This window comes from Actinoplanes sp. DH11, from assembly GCF_020873875.1.
Taxonomy (GTDB): domain Bacteria; phylum Actinomycetota; class Actinomycetes; order Mycobacteriales; family Micromonosporaceae; genus Actinoplanes.
The window spans coordinates 92,145-110,257 of sequence record NZ_JAHWGU010000011.1; the positions used below are offsets into that span (position 1 = coordinate 92,145).

The window sequence follows — 18,113 nt, forward strand, 5'->3', positions numbered from 1 at the left end:
GGCAAGCCTCAGTGATCCGGTGCCAGACTGGGTGGCATGGCGCCGCGTGGATTCCCCTATGCCGATCTGCAGAGCTTCATCAACGCCCTGGAGAAGGCGGGTGAGCTGCGGCGGATCAAGGTGCCGGTGGATCCGACCCTGGAGATCAGCGAGATCGTCACCCGGACGGTCCGGGCCGGTGGTCCGGCATTGTTGTTCGAACGGCCGACCCGTGGCGAGATGCCTCTGGTGATCAACCTGTTCGGCACCGAGAAGCGGATGGCGATGGCTCTCGGCGTCGACACGCTCGACGACGTCGGTGCCCGGATCGGCGACATCGCCAAGCCGGAGCTCCCGGTCGGCTGGGCCGGCATCCGGGAGGGCCTCGGCAAGGTGCTCCAGCTCAAGTCGATGCCGCCGAAGAAGGTGAAGACGGCCTCCTGCCAGGAGGTGGTGCTCTCCGGCGACGACGTCGACCTGAACCTGATGCCCGGCCTGCAGGTGTGGCCCGGCGACGGCGGCATCTTCCACAACTTCGGTCTCACCCACACCAAGCACCCCGAGACCGGCAAGCGCAACCTGGGCCTCTACCGGTTGCAGCAGCACTCGCGGAACACGCTTGGCATGCACTGGCAGATCCACAAGGACTCCACCGCGCACCACGCGGTCGCCGAGCGGCTCGGTCAGCGCCTGCCGGTGGCCGTCGCGATCGGCGCCGACCCGGTGGTGACCTACGCGGCCAGCGCCCCGCTGCCCGGTGACATCGACGAGTACCTGTTCGCCGGCTTCCTGCGCGGCGAGCGGGTCGAGATGGTCGACTGCCTCACCGTGCCGCTCCAGGTGCCGGCCGAGTCGCAGATCGTGCTCGAGGGCTACATCGAGCCGGGCGAGCGGTTGCCGGAGGGTCCGTTCGGCGACCACACCGGGTTCTACACCCCGGTCGAGCCGTTCCCGGTGATGCACGTCGAGACGATGACGATGCGTAAGAAGCCGATCTACCACTCGATCGTCACGTCGCAGCCGCCGCAGGAGGACCACGGTCTGGGCAAGGCGACCGAGCGGATCTTCCTGCCCCTCGCGAAGATCCTGATCCCGGACATCGTCGACTACGACATGCCGGCCGCCGGCGTCTTCCACAACTGCCTGATCGTCTCCATCCGCAAGCGGTACCCGAAGCACGCGCAGAAGGTGATGAGCGCCATCTGGGGCGCGCACCTGCTGTCCCTGGTCAAGCTGATCGTGGTCGTGGACGAGGACTGCGACGTGCACGACTACAACGAGGTCGCGTTCCGGGCCTTCGGCAACGTCGACTACGCCCGCGACCTGCTGCTCACCGAAGGGCCGGTCGACCACCTCGACCACGCCTCCTACCAGCAGTTCTGGGGTGGTAAGGCCGGTGTCGACGCCACCCGTAAGCTGCCCACCGAGGGCTACACCCGGGATTGGCCGGAGGCGATGAAGATGTCGCCGGAGGTCGTCTCGCTGGTCGACAAACGGTGGAAGGAATACGGGCTGTGACAGCGATCGAGGAGAAGCCCGGCAAGGTCAAGGCGTTCCTGCGGCTCGTGATGATCGAGCACTCGATCTTCGCGCTGCCCTTCGCCTACCTGTCCGCGCTTGTCGCCATCGACCGGGACGGCACCGGCCGGCACTGGGCCGACCTGGTTCTCGTCACGATCGCCATGGTGTCCGGCCGCACCTTCGCGATGGCCGCCAACCGGATCCTGGACCGCAGGATCGACGCGCTGAACCCGCGCACCCAGAACCGGGAACTGGTGACCGGAGCGGTGAGCGTGCGCACCGCCTGGACCGGCGCGCTGGTCTCGCTCGTCGTCCTCTTCGTCGCGGCCGGCCTGCTCAACCCGCTCTGCCTGGCCCTGTCGCCGCTCGCCGTGATCCCGCTCGTCGTCTACCCGTACGCCAAGAGGTTCACCAACTTCCCGCACTACGTCCTGGCCCTCGCACAGGCCGTCGCCCCGGTCGGTGCCTGGCTGGCGATCACCGGCACCTTCGACGGCTCCGGGCCGGCCTGGGTGCTCGGCGTCGCGGTGGGCCTCTGGATCGGCGGCTTCGACATCATCTACGCCTGCCAGGACATCGAGGTGGACCGCCGGATCGGCGTGCATTCGACGCCGGCCCGGTTCGGTGTCCGTACCGCCCTGCACATCTCCACGGCCACCCACGTGGTCGCGTTCGCGTTCTTCGTCTGGTTCGGCCAGCTGGCCGGGCTGAGCTGGCTCTGGTGGCTGGGCCTGGTGGTCACCGGCGCCGGCCTGGTCTACCAGCACGTCGTGGTGACCGCGAACGATCTCTCGAAGGTGAACCGGGCGTTCTTCACCGCGAACGGCTTCATCGCGATCGCGCTCTTCGTCTTCGCCCTGCTCGACCTGATCCTGCTGTAACGCACACTGGTAGGCATGCGCGAACCCTGGATCGTCGGCGTCTCCGGTGCCTCCGGCACGCCGTACGCGAAAGCAGTGATCACCGGACTGCTGGACGCCGGCGAGGCCGTGGACCTGGTGATCTCCCGGGCCGCCCGGCTCACCCTGCTGGACGAGACCGGCGCCACCGTGCGGGACGCGCACTGGAAGGACGATGTTTCGGCCTGGCTCGGCCGGGAACTCGGCGACCTGACCTACTGGCCGGCCGGGGACCTCGCCGCCGGGCCGAGCAGTGGTTCCTACCCGGCCCGCGGCATGGCCGTGGTGCCGGCGAGCACGGCGGCGTGCGCCGGGATCGCCATCGGACTGTCGAAGGATCTGCTGCAACGCGCGGCGGAGGTGAACCTCAAGGAACGGCGGCGCACCGTGGTCGTTCCCCGGGAGACCCCGGTCACCCGGAGTCACCTGGAGCACCTGATCGCGCTCCACGATGCGGGGGCGGTGGTCCTGCCGGCGAGCCCGGGTTTCTACGGGTCCGGGGCAGGAGCCACCGCACAGCAGCTGGTCGATTTCGTGGCCGGCAAGGTGTTGGACGCCATGGGCGTACCGCACACGCTTTTCCGCAGATGGACCGGCGAGCTGGGTGAGGGACGCGCCTAGCGCAACCCGTTGGGCGGGCCGTAACCCGCGCCTGGGTTGCTGGGCCCCGTGTTGCGGGGCTTGTTGGCGGCGTCGTCCTCACGCATTTCATCGATCACGCCGTCGCCTTCCAGCAACGCGCGGACCTCTGACTCGCGGAATCGGCGGTGTCCACCGGGAGTCCGGATGCTGCCGATGCGCCCGGCGGCGGCCCAGCGCGTTACCGTTTTGGGGTCGACGCGGAAGAGCGCGGCCACCTCGCCCGGCGTCAGCAGACGATCTCCAGTGTCCACAACCCCCTCCTCGTGTGTGTTCTGGAGCGGCCGGTGGTCACGCTGAGTGTCGGCTTGCTCGATCGGGACGTAAAGCCATTAGAGCACCGCCCCCGAACCAAGTCCGTGAAATGCGGAAAAAGCCCCGATTGCGACAGTGGTCATTATCCTGCCGCCCATTCGCCGCTACCGGGCGTGAGTGTGGCGGAGCCACCCGATTAGGGTTTCAGGCATGGACTCCATCGACCTCCGGCTGATCGACCTGTTACGGGAGAACGCCCGCTCGTCGTACGCCGAACTCGCCCGCAAGGTCGGGCTTTCCGCGCCCGCCGTGCATGAGCGAGTGGGTAAGCTCGAGGCCGCCGGAACCATCCGCGGGTACCGGGCCGACATCGACCACGAGGCGATCGGGCTCGGTGTCACCGCGCTGATCGGCATCATCGAGGACTCCGGCGCCGACACCGACGACGTGCTCGCCGCAGTCCGGGCCATGCCCGAGGTGGAGAGCTGCTATTTCATGGCCGGCGTCGAGTCCTACCAGCTCACCGTGCGGGTCGGCACGATCGCCGAGCTGGAGCAGCTGATCGTCCGCATCAATCGGACGCCCGGCGTCGCATCGACGCGCACCGCGATCGCGCTCTCCACCAAGTGGGAGAACCGTCCGCAGCCGGGGCTGGGCTGAGATGGAGACCACCAGCCTGGACCGCTCCGTCATCGTGGCCCGTGAATGGGCCCGCGATGCCATCGCCAAAGTCGAGGCGGACGCCAACCGCTCCGCCGACACCCACCTGCTGCCCTTCCCGCTGCCCCCGGCCTGGGGGATCGACCTGTACCTCAAGGACGAGTCGTCGCACCCCACGGGTTCACTCAAGCATCGCCTGGCACGATCGCTTTTCCTCTACGCGCTCTGCAATGGCTGGATCGGCCCGCGAACGACAGTCGTTGAGGCGTCCTCCGGATCGACGGCGGTGAGCGAGGCCTATTTCGCGCGAATGCTCGGACTGCCGTTCATCGCGGTGATGCCCGCCAACACGTCGCCAGAGAAGATCTCGCTGATCGAGTTCCAGGGCGGCAAGTGCCATCTGGTCGCCGCCGCGACCGACGTGGTGCCCGAGGCCCGGCGGCTCGCGGCCGACCTCGGCGGTCACTTCATGGACCAGTTCACGCACGCCGAACGGGCCACCGACTGGCGCGGCAACAACAACATCGCGGAGTCGATCTTCAGTCAGCTCTCGCTGGAACAGCACCCGATCCCGGCCTGGATCGTGGTCGGCGCAGGCACCGGAGGCACCAGCGCCACCATCGGGCGGTTCGCCCGGTACCGTCGATTCGACACCAAGCTCTGCGTTGTCGACCCGGAAGGGTCAGCGTTCTGGCAGGCTTATCTCGCCGGTGACTGGAACGTGGTGACCGGCCAGGGCTCCCGCATCGAAGGCATCGGCCGACCCCGCGTGGAGCCGTCGTTCCAGCCCGCCGTCGTGGACCGGATGGTGCACGTGCCCGACGCCGCCTCGCTCGCCGCGATGCGCGCCGGTTCGGAGGTGCTGGGCCGCCGGCTCGGTGGTTCCACCGGCACCAACCTGTGGGGCGCCTTCCGGCTCATCTCCGAGATGCTCGCAGCCGGCCGGACCGGTTCCGTGGTCTCGCTGATCTGCGACGGCGGCGAACGCTACGCCAACACCTACTACTCCGACGACTGGGTGGCCGCCCAAGGACTCGACCTGACCCCGCACAGCGCGATGATCAGGCGGTTCCTGACGGACGGCGAGTGGCAAGACCCGGGTAGTGCGTCAGGAACCCCGCCTCGTCCAGCGTCAGATCCGCGCTGAACGTCTCACTGGCGAACCGGACCCGGTTGTCGCCCAGCGGCGTGTAGATCTGGTCGGCCTGCACCACCTCGAGGCTCGGCACCAGCACCCACGCGACGCTGATCCGGTGCGCCACCCCGGCCTCCGCGGCCGGCAGGCCCAGCCGCCGGATCGGCAGCGTGTTGGTCAGCGGCGAGCCGCCCAGATCGACGTCGAACGCGCCGTAGAGCAGATCCGGGTCCTCGCTGCCGGGCAGCCCCGCACGGGCGTGCCCGGCGGCCGTCAGGGCCGCGTCCAGGTCACCCTGCTCGGAGGCGGTGACCCGCCAGCGGCCGGCGGCCAGCTCCAGGCGGACGCTGCGGGCCCAGCCGGCGCCCTCGGCCCGGACGTCGAACCGGGTGGTCACCCACCCCTCATCGGTCTGCAACTCGTAGTGGCACGCGAACGGCACCGGATCGACCGCCAGCGCGGTCCCGTGGGCATAGAGCCCGGCGTGATCGGCCACCAGGGCGTGCTCAGCGCCCGGCACATCGAGGCGCTCCCAGAAGAAGGCGGTCGGCAGCGGCATGCCGGTAACGTACCCGCTCGGTCACTCTTCAGCCGCTCGGCGCGGCCTTTACCCCTTTATGGGAGTACGGGGCCTGAGGGCTCCCGTGGGGTCCACGCGGCGTGCTGCGGCGGTCCGGGCCGCGGCGCGACCGCCGGGGTGCGGAGAAACGCCAGGCCCGGCACGCTGTCGCGTGCCGGGCCTGTCACGTTGCTACTACTGCGCCGGCCTGTCGGCCGGGCTTACCGACCCTCAGTAGCTGCGGGCCGGGCGGGACGAGCCGAAGCGGCCCTGCGGGCCCTCACGACGGTCACTGCGGTCGCTCCGGACACCGTCACGCCGCTGGCCGGCCGGGCGGTCCGCGAAGGCCGGGCGGTCCCCGAAGGCGGGACGGTCACCGAAGTGCCGCTCGCCACCGTGCCGCTCGGTGCGGGCCGGACGGTCGCCGAAGTTCCGGTCCCGGTCGCCGAAGCTGCGGTCGCGGTCACCGAACGACCGCTGCGGGCGGTCACCGAACTGGCCACGCTCACCGGAACCGGCCGGACGGTCACCGAACGACCGCTGCGGACGGTCACCGAACTGGCCGCGCTCACCGGAACCGGCGGGCCGGTCACCGTACGGGCGGCGCGGCCGGTCACCGAAGCCACCACGGTCGTTGCGGTCACCGTACGAGCGCTGCGGCCGGTCACCGTAGCCACCACTGCGCGGGCGGTCGCCGAACCGGCGCGGACGGTCGCCACGCTCACGACGCGGCTCCGGCTCCTCGACGACCGGGATGCCGCTCGGCTGCTTGGCGCCGGTGATCTCGGACAGCTTCTCGTCACCGGTGCGAACCCGGGTCTCGGTCGGCGCCACGCCGGCCTTCGACATCATCGCCTGGGTGGTACGCCGCTGCTTCGGCAGGACCAGGGTCACGACCGCGCCGGACTCACCGGCCCGGGCGGTGCGACCGGCCCGGTGCAGGTAGTCCTTCGGGTCCTTCGGCGGGTCCACGTGCACGACCAGCGAGATGCCGTCGACGTGGATGCCGCGGGCCGCCACGTCCGTCGCGACCAGGACGTTCGTCCGGCCTTCCTTGAACTCGGCGAGCGTGCGGGTGCGTACCCGCTGGGTCTTGCCGCCGTGCAGCGCACCGGCGCGCACACCGACCGCCGCGAGCTGCTCGACCAGCCGGTCCACGCCCATCTGGGTGCGGGCGAAGACGATGGTCTTGCCGTCCCGGTTGGCGATCCACGACGTGATCGGGAACTTCTCGGCCGGCGGGATCAGCAGCAGGTGGTGATCCATGGTGGACACGCTGGCCTCGGCCGGCGCGGTCGAGTGGGTCACCGGGTCGTGCATGAACCGCCTGACCAGGGTGTCGACGTCACCGTCCAGAGTGGCCGAGAACAGCAGCCGCTGGGCGTTCTCCGGGGTCTTCGACAGCAGCTCGGTGACCTCGGGCAGGAAGCCCATGTCGGCCATCTGGTCCGCCTCGTCGAGCACGGTGACCTCGACGTCGTCGAGTCGGCACGCGCCACGCTCGATCAGGTCGGCAAGCCGGCCCGGAGTCGCGACGATGACCTCGACGCCGCGGCGCAGCGCGTCCATCTGACGGTCGTAGGGAACGCCGCCGACAGCGGTCTTCAGGAAGACGCCGACCGAACGGCCGATCGGCATGAGCGAGTCCGCGACCTGCATCGCGAGCTCACGGGTCGGCACCAGGATCAGGGCCTTGGGGTAGTGCGGGCGGGCCTTGCCGCTCTTCGCGGTCCGGGCCAGCACGGGCAGGCCGAAAGCCAGCGTCTTGCCGGAACCGGTCTGACCGCGGCCGAGCACGTCACGGCCGGCGAGCGCGTCCGGAACGGTGGCGGCCTGGATCTCGAACGGGGTGGAGATGCCCTCCCGGTTCAGCACGCGGACGATCTCGGCCGGCAGGCCCAGGTCGGCGAAGGTGAGAACCGGCTCGGTCTCCTCGACGGTGTCGACGACCGCCGGGGTCTCCACAGCATCTGCGGGAGTCGCCACGGTCTCTGCGGCGTCCGCGCGGACCTCTGCGGTCTCTACGCGGGTCTCGTCGGCGACGGTCTCGCCGGTGACGGCCGGGGACTCTTCGGTCACTGCGGGGGTCTCGAGTACGGACGGGAACGTGCTGGGATCAGCGAAAGTGGTCAAGAGAACCTCTCTACGGGGGCGCATGCTCGCGAATGGCCCGCCGCGGTCCTCTCCGAACCGCTCGCTGTGATGCCCGCAAGAACGCCCGTGGCGCGCACCGGGTGGGCACGCCGCGTGAATAACTGTCATTAGTGTACGGGTCAACGTTTGCCCAACCGCCCGCATTCCCTGCGGGTAGTGGGCAGGCTCACCCGGAGCACAACCCTGCAAGCTTAGAGTGCAGGACGCGGACCGGCAAACGCCACGTGTTTCACCGGCCCGGGGTAGCCCGATCGTCCCGCACAAAGTCCAACCGGCCGGACGGCTCGGCCGTTCCGGTCAGTTCGCCAGATTCTTCACCATGTCGGTGAAGGCGTCGCCCGCCGTGAAAACGAAGATCAGGCTGATCGTGACCAGGAGGCCGAGCACGGCCAGCATCGCCACGACCACCTTGAAGTTGCTGCGTCGCTGGTCGACCGGGGCGTCGTGCCAGCCCTGCGCCAGGATGTGCCCGGTCAGCGAGCCGGAGTTCTCCACCGCGTCCATGCTGACCGGCATCGTCGTGTCGATCGACGGGTACTGCGACCCGATCGACGGGTAACCGCCGGTGCCGTAAACGGTTCCGCCGGCCTGCTGCGCCCGCTGCTGCGGCACGCCGTTCTGCGACGGCGGCACCGGCGTGGTGGCCGGCGCGCCGTACGAGGTGCCGGTGGGCACCGGCTGGGTCATGTCGCTGGACACGGGTTGCGTCATGTCGATGTTCTCCGGTGCTGCAGGGAATCCCGGGTACGCCTTCGCGACAGGCCTGCCATAGGTCGCCGGAGTCGGCGACTTCGCAGCGGCACCCGGCGGCGTTGCCGGTGGCGTTTGCGGCGGCAGGCCGGCCGGGCCGGCGGCGGGAGGCATGGTGTACGCCGGCAGACCGTTCCCGATCACCGGAGGCGGGGGCACGATCGGCGGGATCGGGGTCGGCCCCGGTGGGATCGGGCCAGGTCCCGGGCCGGGCGGCACGGGGGCGGGCCCTGGGCCGGGAGGCACGGGCGACGGTCCTGGCCCAGGCGGGACGGGCGTCGGTCCCGGGCCGGGCGGCACCGGGCTGGGTCCAGGGCCGGGCGGCGCGGGGTTCGGCGGCACCGGGTTCGGGGGCGCCGGGGTGGGTGGGACCGGACTTGGTGCCGGTGGGGCCGGGCTGGGTGCGGGCGGCACCGGGTTCGGACCGGGACCCGGCGGCAGCGGCGACGGCGTCGGCTCGGGCGACGGGAACGGGCCGGGTGGCTCCGGTCGCGGGCCGGGCTCCGACGGCTCGCCGGGCTCGGGCCGCGTCGGCTCGGGCTCCGACGGCTCATGCTCCGTTGGCTCGAGCCGCGCGGGGCCCGGTTCGTCCGGATTGGGGCGCGTGGAGTCGGGCTGAGCCGGATCGGGGTGCATCGGGTCCGGCTGGGATGGATCCGGGCCGGCGGACAGCGGGCCGCCGGGCTCGGAACGGGCGGGCTCAGACTCAGCGAGCTGCGCTGCCCCCGCAGACTGAAACTGATCAGCCGGCCCGTCGGCCCCGGGGGCTGCCATGTCGGTCCCGGAGTCTGCCGCGCCGGATCCGGAGAGCGACCCGTCGGCCTCGGAACGCTGCGCGGAACCGTAGACCACCGGCGTCCCGGACGCGTGTGCCTGCTCCGCAGCTACTTCTTCGGCACCCGGCCGGATGGCTCCGGGCACGCTGGCACGGGCCGCACCGGTCGCCGGGGCAGCCGAGACAGGCCGAACTGTCCCTCCCTGTCCAGGGGCGCCCGGAACTTGCGCCGACCCGGACGCAGGCGGGCTCGACACCGGCGCGGGCCGGAAGGAAGCGGGCGCGCTTCCGGAAGCCGCCGGGCTCGACACGGCTGCTGACCCGGAAGCGGGCGGGCCGGAGACCGAGGCCGACCCGGAGGCAGGCGGGCTGGAGGCGGGGGCCGACCCGGAAGCGGGCGGGCTCGGAGGCGAGGCCCACAGGGCTCCGGGGGCGGGCGGGGACGGTGGAACGTACCCCTCAGTGGGCGGCCGCGCGGCGGTCGGCGTGCCGATCTCGCCGTCCCGGGTCGCCTGCTGCTCGTCCATGGGTCCTCCCGACCACCGCTGCCGACGGTTCGGACGTCGGGCGCTGACCTTAACCGTGCCACATCAGTCGGTGTGAGCACACCCGGCATCGGACTCACTCACCGGACACCGGGTGACCGATGGGTGGATGGCCGTTTCGGATGGATTTGCCGGGCGTTTATCGGGTCAAGCCAGGACTATTTGTCACTGGACGAAGAGGACGATGGGGACTTCTCGTCCGCGGTCGCCGAGGCGGATCCGGTGGCGTCGGACGACGTCTTGGTGGCGCTCGCCGAGGTCTTGGTGGCGCTTGACGACGTCTTGGTCTCGGTTGCCGATCCGGAGGTCTCCACGTCGCTCGGATCGGTGTCCGGCTTGCTCGTCGTCGTGTCCGGCACCGGGGTGGTGGGCGGCGGGTCGGCGGGCTTGCTGGGCGACGTCGACGGTTCGGCGGGCTTGCTCGGCGACGTCGACGGGGTCGTGGGCTTGCTGGGCGAGGTCGACGGGGTGGTCGGCTTGCTCGGCGAGGTCGACGGCGTGGTCGGCTTGCTCGGCGAGGTCGACGGGGTCGTGGGCTTGCTCGGCGAGGTCGACGGCGTGGTCGGCTTGCTGGGCGAGGTCGACGGGGTCGTGGGCCTGCTGGGCGAGGTCGTCGGCGACGGCCGACCAGGCGACGTCGGGCTGGTGGGCGTGGTCGTGCCCGGGTTGTTCGGCGTGGTCGCCGGCTCGTCGGGGTCGGGCGCGCCGAGGTCCGGGAGTTCCGCGTCGCCCTCGACCGAGCCGAAGATCCGGGTGGCCGCGAAGAGCCGGCTCCACCGGACCGGCGTGAGCCGGACGTTGAGACCGGTCCGCGGGGCCTCCACCATCATGCCCTCGCCGGCGTACATCGCGACGTGATGGATGCCTGTCCAGCTGTTGGAGGAACTGAAGAAGAGCAGGTCGCCGGGGAGCAGCGAGTAGCGGGAGACCGTCTTGCCGCGGGTCTGGTAGTACTGGTCGCGGGAGACCCGGGTCAGCGGGAAGCCGACCGAACGGTAGGCCGCGAACATCAGGCCGGAGCAGTCGTACTGGTCGGGGCCCTCCTCGGACCACACGTACGGGTCGCCGCGCTGGGCCAGGGCGAACTGCAGTGCCTGGATGGACCGGGCGTCGGCGCTGCGACCGGCCTCGTCACCGGCCAGGTAGTCCTGTCCGAGGGCCTGGTCGGCGGCGTTCTGGGTGGTCTCCACCGCGTTCAGCTCGGAGGCGTTCGCCGTCTCGAACTTCTGTTGTGCGGCCTGCTTCTTGGTGAGCTCGCCGTTGAGCTTGGTCCACTGCGCGGCGAGTTCGGCGTATTTCGCGTTTGCCGTGGTCTGCTCGTCGAGCGCGAGCTGGGCGGCGATCTCGGCGGCCTCCAAGCGACGGGCGGCGGCCTGGTCGCCGGTGTCGTCGCCGCGCTGCATGCGGGCCAGGGCGTCGAGGTCGAGCAGGCCGGAGCCGGTGGCGCCGGGCGGCAGGGCGGCGGCCTCGCGCATCGCGGCGTCGGCGGCGGTGACCGCGTCGGTCTGCGCGGCCTGCAGTGCCGTCTGCGCGTCAAGAACCTTCTGCGCGGCGGTGGTGACCTGCGCCTTGATGATGTCGCGTTCCTGGCCGACGCGGATCAGCTGGTCGCCGAGGGTGGTGATCTCGGCGCGGCCTTTCTCGATCTGCTGCATCACCGGTGAGTAGGCGACGCCGGTGAACGAGGTGGCCGGTGCGGTCGTGGTGGTGCTCGCGGGGCTGCCGGGCAGCACCAGGTTGCCGGCCTGCGTGGGCCGGGAGCCGGTGTCCGGGATCGACGTCGCGGTGCTGGGCAGGCCCGGGTCGGCGGGTGCGGCCATCGCGGGGATCGGCTGGAAGAGCGCAGCGATCGCCGCCGCCAGGGCCGCCGAGTAGGCGAACGGGCGCAGGCGCAGCGGACCGAACCGTGGCGGCTTCGGCGATCCGTATCGCAGTGCCTTGGACATGTGCTCCCCGTCCGCGACGATCGAGACCGGCGCTAGTCGTTCCATATGGTTCATACCCCAGGCTGCGGACCGGTGTCGATCGAAAGAAGATGAAAAGACGCTGAGAGAATTTCAAGTTTGCGGTGCCGCAGGTAACGCGGCAGCACGCCTGGTGCCTCCGGCGCGGTTCACCGACGTACCCTCGACGCGAGGTGACGAGAGGGGCGACACATGGATGCCGGGCTGAAACGTGAGCTCGAGGCGAAGGTCTACGCCGGTGAGCGGCTGACCCGTGCGGACGGCATCGCTCTCTACGAGTCGGACGATCTCACCTGGCTCGGCCGGCTCGCCCATCACCGGCGCACCGAGCTGAATGGTGACCGGGTGATGTTCAACGTCAACCGGCACCTCAACCTCACCAACGTCTGCTCCGCGAGTTGCGCCTACTGCTCCTTCCAGCGCAAGCCGGGTGAGAAGGACGCGTACACGATGCGCATCGACGAGGCCGTGCGGAAGGCCAAGGAGATGGAGGACGAGCAGCTGACCGAGCTGCACATCGTGAATGGTCTGCACCCGAGCCTGCCGTGGCGCTACTACCCGAAGGTACTGCGCGAGCTGAAGGCCGCGCTGCCGAACGTGAAGCTCAAGTGCTTCACCGCGACCGAGGTCCAGTGGTTCGAGAAGATCAGCGGGCTGTCGGCGAGCGAGATCCTCGACGAGCTGATGGACGCCGGGCTGGAGTCGCTGACCGGTGGCGGTGCCGAGATCTTCGACTGGGAGGTCCGGCAGCACATCGTCGACCACGACTGCCACTGGGAGGACTGGTCGCGCATTCACCGGCTCGCCCACGCCAAGGGCATGAAGACGCCGGCGACCATGCTGTACGGCCACATCGAGGAGCCGCGCCACCGGGTCGATCACGTGCTGCGCCTGCGTGAGCTCCAGGACGAGACCGGCGGGTTCGCGGTCTTCATCCCGCTGCGCTACCAGCACGACTTCCACGACTCGCAGGACGGCAAGGTCCGCAACCGGCTCCAGGAGCGCACCACCATGGCGGCGCCGGCCGAGTCGCTGAAGACCTTCGCGGTCTCCCGCCTGCTCTTCGACAACGTGCCGCACGTGAAGTGTTTCTGGGTCATGCACGGCCTGTCGGTGGCCCAGCTCTCGCTCAACTTCGGCGCCGACGACCTGGACGGCTCGGTCGTCGAATACAAGATCACCCACGACGCCGACGCGTACGGGACTCCCGCCACCATGCACCGCGACGACCTGCTCCACCTGATCTGGGATGCCGGGTTCCAGCCGGTCGAGCGGAACACGCGGTACGAGGTAGTCCGGGAGTACGACGGCCCGGTCCCGCTCGCCGAGCGACGCAGCGAGCCGCAGCGGGTCTGGGCCTGACGTGGTGAACCGGCAGCGGAGCGTGCGTGGCCTGCGCCGTGATGAGGGCGGCCGGCTGGCGACCATCGGCGACCTGCTCGGCTCGGCCTTCGCCGGGCTCGCGGTCGGCCTCGTCGTGCTGCTGATCTTCGAGGCGGTGATGGCGCTCACCGGTCTGGCCGAGTTCGGCGATTCGAACGGCTGGCTCGCGCTGATCCTGCCGGTCTGGCTGTTCACCGAGGAGTTCCGGGCCGAGGGGTTCGGTGCGAACCGGGTGATGGTGGCCGGTCTTGCCGGCGGGTTCGGCGTCGCGGCCGGGATGACCGTGGTCGGTCTGCTCTCCGGGCTGGTTCCGTCCTTGGTCAGCGGCGCGGCCGGCGCGGCCACCGGTACCGTCGTGTACTGCCTGGTCTGGTTCTACGGCCTCCGCTGGCTCAGCCATCGAGCCGGCTGAGGGAGAGAGCTGAGTGAGATTGACATGTTGAGTCCCGCGATCAAATACACGCTGGGCCGGATCGGCCTGTTCCTGGCCGCTTTCGTCCTGCTGCTGCCGACCCCGCTGAACATCCTGGTCAAGGCCATGGTCGCATTCATCGTGTCGGCGGTCCTCTCGCTCCTGGTGCTGCGCAAGTGGCGGGACGAGATGGCCGAGCACCTGGGTTCGGTGGCCGCGCGCCGCACCGCGGAGAAGGAGCGGCTGCGGTCGGCGCTGGCCGGCGACGAGGATGCGGCGGCCGCGGGCGACCGGGTCGCGGCAGCGGACGACCGGGCAGCGGACGATCGCGCCTGAGAGGGCCGGGCCGCCGGCGAACGTGCCGGAAAAGCCCACCCGCGGCGACCACCCGCTACCTGTGGGTTAGCGTTTCCTGCGAGACCGTGCCTCAGCGAATCCGGTGCGAAACCGGAGCTGTCCCGCAACTGTGATACCTCCACGGCGGAGGTCTAGCCAGGTCGCCTGGGCACCGGTCGCGATCCAGCGCTCTCGCCGGAGGGGCGCCTCGCAGGCTGCGGCCCACGGTCCGGCCGGCGGAGCACCGAGCCGGCCGACAGGAGGACCACATGGAACGCCGACGCCTGCTCGCCGCCGCGACAGCCGCCATCGCCCTGCTCGCCGGCGGTTGCACGCGCGCGGAGGACTCCGGCGGCCTGCTGGAGACCCCGGCCAGCTCGGGTGCGTCCTTCCCGGTCACAGTCGGTGCGGTGACCCTGGAGGCCCGGCCCGAGAAGATCGTCTCGCTGAGCCCGACCGCCACCGAGATGCTGTTCGCGATCGGCGCCGGCGCCCAGGTGACGGCGGTGGACGACCAGTCCGACCACCCGGCCGAGGCCCCGAAATCTGACCTGTCCGGTTTCAAGCCGAACGCCGAGGCGATCGCCGCGAAGGACCCGGATCTGGTGGTGCTCTCCAACGACACCGAGAACATCGTGGCGCAGCTCGGGAAGTTGTCGATCCCGGTGTTCCTCACACCGGCGGCCACGACGCTCGACGACACCTACGCCCAGCTCGGTGACCTGGGCACACTCACCGGGCACCGGGCCGAGGCGGAGCAGGTCAGCGCCGGCATGGCGACCAGGATCGACGAGATCGTGGCGTCGGTCCCGGCGCGGGGCACGCCGCTCAGCTACTTCTACGAGCTCGGCCCCGACCTCTACTCGGCCACGTCGAAGACTTTCATCGGGTCGGTCTTCGCACGGTTCGGCATGACGAACGTGGCCGACGCCGCCGACCCGGACGGCTCCCTCGGTGGTTACCCGCAGGTCACCCAGGAGGCCCTCGTCGAGGCGAACCCGGACACCATCTTCCTGGCCGACGTGAAGTGCTGTCAGCAGTCCGCCGTCACGGTGAAGGCACGCAAGGGATGGTCGACGGTGACCGCGGTCGAGAAGGGCCAGATCTTCGAGCTCGACGACGACATCGCGTCGCGCTGGGGCCCCCGTACCGTCGATCTCGTCCAGGCCGTTGCCGACGCGGTCCGCAAGGTTCCCGCGTGATCGCTGCTCCGGCTCTGGAGCGCAGGGCCCGGCCTGCCGGGCTGCGTCCGGCGTGGCTCGCCGCGGGGGTGCTCGCGGTGCTGGTGGCGATGCTCGCCGGCCTTGCCTTCGGCTCGGCCCGGCTGCCTGCGGGCGGCGTCGTGGTCGAGATGCTCAACCTGATTCCGGGGGTACGCCTGGACAGCGGCCTGAGTGACCGTGAGATCGCGATCCTGTTGCAGCTCCGGCTGCCGCGGGTGGTGCTGGGCCTGCTGGTCGGGGCGATGCTGGCCCTCGCCGGGGCCGCCTACCAGGGCGCGTTCCGCAACCCGCTGGCCGACCCGCACCTGCTCGGCGTGGCCGCCGGTGCCGGGCTGGGTGTCACCGCGGTGATCGTGCTCGGCGCCTCCAGCACCACGGAGGTGCCGGTGACCGTACCCGTGGCCGCGTTCGCCGGTGCCGTCCTCGCCGTGGCCCTGACCTGGCTGCTCGGCGCGGCCGGCAGCCGGGACAGGTCGCCGGCGGCGCTGATCCTGGCGGGTGTCGCGGTGTCGGCGTTCCTCTCCGCGGCGCAGACCTACCTGTTGCAGCGGCACGTCGAGTCGCTGCAACAGGTGTACTCGTGGCTGCTCGGCCGGCTCGCCACCGCGGGCTGGCACGACGTGCTGGTGATCCTGCCGTACGCCGTGGTGACCGGGGTGATCGTCCTGGCGCACCGCCGGGAACTCGACGTACTCACCGTGGGTGACGCGGAAGCGGCCAGCCTGGGCCTGCATCCGCAGCGCAGCCGGTACCTGTTGATCATCGCGGCCTCGCTGGGCACCGCGGCGGCGGTCTCGGTGTCCGGGCTGATCGGGTTCGTGGGCATCATCGTGCCGCACACGATCCGGCTGCTGGCCGGCCCGAGTTACCGGTCGCTGCTGCCGCTGTCGGTGCTTTTCGGCGCGGCGTTCCTGGCCCTGGCCGACCTGGCCGGCCGGACCGTCGCGGGCGACGCGGAGATCCCGATCGGGGTGGTCACCGCGTTCCTCGGCGCGCCCTTCTTCGTGCTGGTGATGCGGACCAGCCGGTCGGTGCCGACGTGACCGGGCCGGCCGGTGCGCCGGCGATAAGTGTGTCCGGGCTGACGGTACGCCTGGACGGCACCCTGATCGTCGACGACGTGAGCCTCGACGTCTCCGAGGGCGAATGGGTCACCGTGATCGGCCCGAACGGTGCCGGCAAGTCCACCGCGCTGCGAGCCGTCGGCGGCCTGCTGCCGTTCGCGGGGGAGATCCGCTGGCACGGCACCCCGATCGATCGCCTGCACCGGCGTGACCGGGCCAAGGCGATCGCCACCGTGATGCAGTCGCCGGTGGTCCCACCCGCGATGGGGGTGTACGACTACGTGCTGCTCGGGCGCACCCCGTACATCCCGCCTCTGGGCCGGGAGTCGGCCGCCGACCTGGCCGTGGTCGACGAGGTGCTTACCGCGCTCGACCTGGATCCGTTCGCCGGCCGCCGGCTCGACACCCTCTCCGGTGGTGAGCGGCAGCGTGTCTTCCTGGCCCGGGCGCTCGCGCAGGGCGCCGGCATCCTGCTGCTCGACGAGCCGACGAGTGCCCTCGACATCGGGCACCAGCAGGAGGTGCTGGACCTCGTCGACCGGTTGCGTGCCGAGCGTGGCCTGACCGTGCTGGCCACGATGCACGACCTGTCGGCCGCCGGCGAGTACGCCGACCGGATGATCCTGCTCGCCGGCGGCCGGGTCGTCGCCGCGGGCACACCCGGTGAGGTGCTGACCGAGGCGAACCTGGCCGAGCACTACCGGGTGCGGGTCCGGGTGATCGAGGGGGAGCACGGCCCGCTGGTCGTGGCGGTCCGCGGCAACCCAACCGCAACCATTTCGCACTCCGGAAACACTTGATCCGTCCGAACAGACCGATATGACGGATCAGATGGTGTTGGAGCTGGCGTTCCAGGCCATGACCATCGCGGCGAAACTGTCCGCGCCGGTCCTGCTGACCGCGCTCGGTGTCGGGTTCGCGATCTCGCTGTTCCAGTCGGTGACCCAGATCCAGGAGGCGACGCTCTCGTTCGTGCCGAAGGCGGTGGCGATCGGGGCGGCGTTGCTGCTCACCGGCAACTGGATGTTGCGCGAGATGATGACCTTCACGGTCCAGCTCTTCGAGAGGATTCCGGACCTGCTGCGCTGAGCCGTCAGCGGTTTCCGGCCAGGATCGCGAACCGGCCGCCCTGCGGATCCTCCAGCAGCGCGTACCGACCGGCCGTGATCGACGTTGGTGGGTGCACGAGGCGCCCGCCCAGCCGTTGTGCGTGCTCGGCCGCCACGTCGCAGTCGCCGACCGCGAAGTAGATCAGCCAGTGCGGCGGCAGGTCGTCGGGCCAGCCGCTGCCCACCATCAGCTGCATCCCGGCCACCGGCTGCCGGTTCAGCTCGCACATCACGTACGGCAGGCCGCTCACGTGGGTGTCCTGATAATCCCAGTCGAAGACCACGCCGTAGAACGCCTTGGCGCCCTCGGCATCGCGGGTGTTCAGCTCGTTCCAGGTGAGCGCACCGGGCACGTTGAAGATCTCGGCGCCGCGCATGATCCCGGCCTCCCAGACGCTGAACGGCGCGCCGGCCGGGTCCAGGAACGCCGCCATCCGGCCCTGATCCACCACGTCGAACGGGGCGACGAGAACCTTCCCGCCGGCCGCCTCCACCCGGGCGGCCACCACGTCGGCGTCGTCGGCCGCGAAGTAGGTGCTCCAGGCGGTCGGCTGCGCCTCACCGAAGAGCGGTCCCGCCCCGGCCACCGGCAGGCCGTTCAGCTGGAACGTGGTGTAGCCACCGAAGTCGTCGCCGGAGACCTCGGCGGTCCAGCCGAACACGGCGGTGTAGAAGCGGGTCGCGTCCGCGAGGTCGGCGGTGGCCAGATCGATCCAGTTGGGCACGCCAGGCGACGGAACGGTCATGTGCC

Annotated in this window: 18 protein-coding genes and 1 riboswitch; of the genes, 12 read left to right on the forward strand and 6 right to left on the reverse strand. The window is 70.6% G+C overall.

Annotated features, from left to right (window positions below):
* Positions 1–36: 36 nt before the first annotated feature.
* From LPA41_RS17940 to LPA41_RS17950, 3 genes are read left to right on the forward strand one after another with little or no spacing between them, the layout of a single operon-like run.
* Positions 37–1,497 carry a menaquinone biosynthesis decarboxylase gene (locus LPA41_RS17940; protein ID WP_229071724.1) on the forward strand — a complete coding sequence of 487 codons (1,461 nt, stop codon included), beginning with the start codon at positions 37–39 and terminating at the stop codon, positions 1,495–1,497.
* Positions 1,494–2,381, forward strand: coding sequence for a menaquinone biosynthesis prenyltransferase MqnP (gene mqnP / locus LPA41_RS17945; protein ID WP_374238172.1), 888 nt, complete (start codon positions 1,494–1,496; stop codon positions 2,379–2,381). Before LPA41_RS17940 ends, mqnP begins: the two co-directional genes overlap by 4 nt.
* A 15-nt stretch (positions 2,382–2,396) precedes the next feature.
* Positions 2,397–3,020: a UbiX family flavin prenyltransferase gene (locus tag LPA41_RS17950; RefSeq protein WP_229071726.1), complete on the forward strand. Its 624-nt coding sequence runs from the start codon at positions 2,397–2,399 to the stop codon at positions 3,018–3,020.
* Here LPA41_RS17950 and LPA41_RS17955 read toward each other — a convergent pair.
* Positions 3,017–3,292, reverse strand: a complete 276-nt coding sequence (locus LPA41_RS17955; RefSeq protein WP_229071728.1) for a BldC family transcriptional regulator — start codon at positions 3,290–3,292, stop codon at positions 3,017–3,019. The two genes, LPA41_RS17950 and LPA41_RS17955, sit on opposite strands and share 4 nt — an antisense overlap.
* Before the next feature lie 211 nt (positions 3,293–3,503).
* Between LPA41_RS17955 and LPA41_RS17960 the strand changes: the two genes are divergently transcribed.
* Positions 3,504–3,953 carry an Lrp/AsnC family transcriptional regulator gene (locus LPA41_RS17960; RefSeq protein ID WP_229071730.1) on the forward strand — a complete coding sequence of 150 codons (450 nt, stop codon included), beginning with the start codon at positions 3,504–3,506 and terminating at the stop codon, positions 3,951–3,953.
* A gap of 1 nt (position 3,954) precedes the next feature.
* Positions 3,955–5,100, forward strand: a complete 1,146-nt coding sequence (locus LPA41_RS17965; protein ID WP_229071732.1) for a PLP-dependent cysteine synthase family protein — start codon at positions 3,955–3,957, stop codon at positions 5,098–5,100.
* Here the strand turns inward: LPA41_RS17965 and LPA41_RS17970 are convergent.
* The 4 genes from LPA41_RS17970 to LPA41_RS17985 all read right to left on the reverse strand — a co-directional run bounded on the left by LPA41_RS17970 (position 5,015) and on the right by LPA41_RS17985 (position 11,862).
* Positions 5,015–5,647 (reverse strand): putative glycolipid-binding domain-containing protein, encoded by a 633-nt coding sequence (locus LPA41_RS17970; protein ID WP_229071734.1) that lies wholly within the window; start codon positions 5,645–5,647, stop codon positions 5,015–5,017. The two genes, LPA41_RS17965 and LPA41_RS17970, sit on opposite strands and share 86 nt — an antisense overlap.
* A gap of 231 nt (positions 5,648–5,878) precedes the next feature.
* A complete protein-coding gene (locus LPA41_RS17975) occupies positions 5,879–7,633 on the reverse strand; it encodes a DEAD/DEAH box helicase (RefSeq protein WP_374238177.1) in 1,755 nt (584 codons plus the stop codon).
* 465 nt (positions 7,634–8,098) lie between these two features.
* Positions 8,099–8,512, reverse strand: coding sequence for a hypothetical protein (locus tag LPA41_RS17980; protein WP_229071923.1), 414 nt, complete (start codon positions 8,510–8,512; stop codon positions 8,099–8,101).
* A gap of 1,517 nt (positions 8,513–10,029) precedes the next feature.
* Positions 10,030–11,862 carry a C40 family peptidase gene (locus tag LPA41_RS17985; protein WP_229071736.1) on the reverse strand — a complete coding sequence of 611 codons (1,833 nt, stop codon included), beginning with the start codon at positions 11,860–11,862 and terminating at the stop codon, positions 10,030–10,032.
* Between the two features lie 165 nt (positions 11,863–12,027).
* On the opposite strand from LPA41_RS17985, the gene mqnE reads away from it, so the two are divergent.
* The 7 genes from mqnE to fliQ all read left to right on the forward strand — a co-directional run bounded on the left by mqnE (position 12,028) and on the right by fliQ (position 17,342).
* The gene (gene mqnE, locus LPA41_RS17990; protein WP_229071738.1) at positions 12,028–13,197 is read left to right on the forward strand and encodes an aminofutalosine synthase MqnE; all 1,170 of its coding nucleotides are present in this window, start codon (positions 12,028–12,030) and stop codon (positions 13,195–13,197) included.
* A 4-nt stretch (positions 13,198–13,201) separates the two neighbouring features.
* Positions 13,202–13,630 (forward strand): hypothetical protein, encoded by a 429-nt coding sequence (locus LPA41_RS17995; protein ID WP_229071740.1) that lies wholly within the window; start codon positions 13,202–13,204, stop codon positions 13,628–13,630.
* Between the two features lie 24 nt (positions 13,631–13,654).
* The gene (locus LPA41_RS18000) at positions 13,655–13,966 is read left to right on the forward strand and encodes a DUF4229 domain-containing protein (protein WP_229071742.1); all 312 of its coding nucleotides are present in this window, start codon (positions 13,655–13,657) and stop codon (positions 13,964–13,966) included.
* 99 nt (positions 13,967–14,065) lie between these two features.
* Positions 14,066–14,127, forward strand: a riboswitch (cobalamin riboswitch).
* 108 nt (positions 14,128–14,235) lie between these two features.
* Positions 14,236–15,168: an ABC transporter substrate-binding protein gene (locus LPA41_RS18005; RefSeq protein ID WP_229071744.1), complete on the forward strand. Its 933-nt coding sequence runs from the start codon at positions 14,236–14,238 to the stop codon at positions 15,166–15,168.
* Between the two features lie 89 nt (positions 15,169–15,257).
* Positions 15,258–16,232, forward strand: a complete 975-nt coding sequence (locus LPA41_RS18010; RefSeq protein WP_255689899.1) for an iron ABC transporter permease — start codon at positions 15,258–15,260, stop codon at positions 16,230–16,232.
* Positions 16,229–17,053: an ABC transporter ATP-binding protein gene (locus LPA41_RS18015; RefSeq protein ID WP_229071748.1), complete on the forward strand. Its 825-nt coding sequence runs from the start codon at positions 16,229–16,231 to the stop codon at positions 17,051–17,053. Before LPA41_RS18010 ends, LPA41_RS18015 begins: the two co-directional genes overlap by 4 nt.
* A 31-nt stretch (positions 17,054–17,084) precedes the next feature.
* Positions 17,085–17,342 carry a flagellar biosynthesis protein FliQ gene (gene fliQ, locus LPA41_RS18020; RefSeq protein WP_229071750.1) on the forward strand — a complete coding sequence of 86 codons (258 nt, stop codon included), beginning with the start codon at positions 17,085–17,087 and terminating at the stop codon, positions 17,340–17,342.
* A 4-nt stretch (positions 17,343–17,346) separates the two neighbouring features.
* Here the strand turns inward: fliQ and LPA41_RS18025 are convergent, their stop codons facing one another.
* On the reverse strand, positions 17,347–18,108 hold the full coding sequence (locus tag LPA41_RS18025) for a VOC family protein (RefSeq protein ID WP_229071752.1): 762 nt from the start codon (positions 18,106–18,108) through the stop codon (positions 17,347–17,349).
* Positions 18,109–18,113: the final 5 nt, after the last annotated feature.

Coding starts and splice junctions, on each gene's coding strand:
- LPA41_RS18000 (WP_229071742.1), top strand. CDS start 13,655: ATGTTGAGTCCCGCGATCAAATACACGCTGGGCCGGATCGGCCTGTTC.
- fliQ (WP_229071750.1), top strand. CDS start 17,085: ATGGTGTTGGAGCTGGCGTTCCAGGCCATGACCATCGCGGCGAAACTG.
- LPA41_RS17985 (WP_229071736.1), bottom strand. CDS start 11,862: ATGGAACGACTAGCGCCGGTCTCGATCGTCGCGGACGGGGAGCACATG.
- LPA41_RS17940 (WP_229071724.1), top strand. CDS start 37: ATGGCGCCGCGTGGATTCCCCTATGCCGATCTGCAGAGCTTCATCAAC.
- LPA41_RS17980 (WP_229071923.1), bottom strand. CDS start 8,512: ATGACGCAACCCGTGTCCAGCGACATGACCCAGCCGGTGCCCACCGGC.
- LPA41_RS17965 (WP_229071732.1), top strand. CDS start 3,955: ATGGAGACCACCAGCCTGGACCGCTCCGTCATCGTGGCCCGTGAATGG.
- mqnE (WP_229071738.1), top strand. CDS start 12,028: ATGGATGCCGGGCTGAAACGTGAGCTCGAGGCGAAGGTCTACGCCGGT.
- LPA41_RS18010 (WP_255689899.1), top strand. CDS start 15,258: ATGCTCGCCGGCCTTGCCTTCGGCTCGGCCCGGCTGCCTGCGGGCGGC.
- LPA41_RS18005 (WP_229071744.1), top strand. CDS start 14,236: ATGGAACGCCGACGCCTGCTCGCCGCCGCGACAGCCGCCATCGCCCTG.
- LPA41_RS17950 (WP_229071726.1), top strand. CDS start 2,397: ATGCGCGAACCCTGGATCGTCGGCGTCTCCGGTGCCTCCGGCACGCCG.
- LPA41_RS17970 (WP_229071734.1), bottom strand. CDS start 5,647: ATGCCGCTGCCGACCGCCTTCTTCTGGGAGCGCCTCGATGTGCCGGGC.
- LPA41_RS18025 (WP_229071752.1), bottom strand. CDS start 18,108: ATGACCGTTCCGTCGCCTGGCGTGCCCAACTGGATCGATCTGGCCACC.
- LPA41_RS17960 (WP_229071730.1), top strand. CDS start 3,504: ATGGACTCCATCGACCTCCGGCTGATCGACCTGTTACGGGAGAACGCC.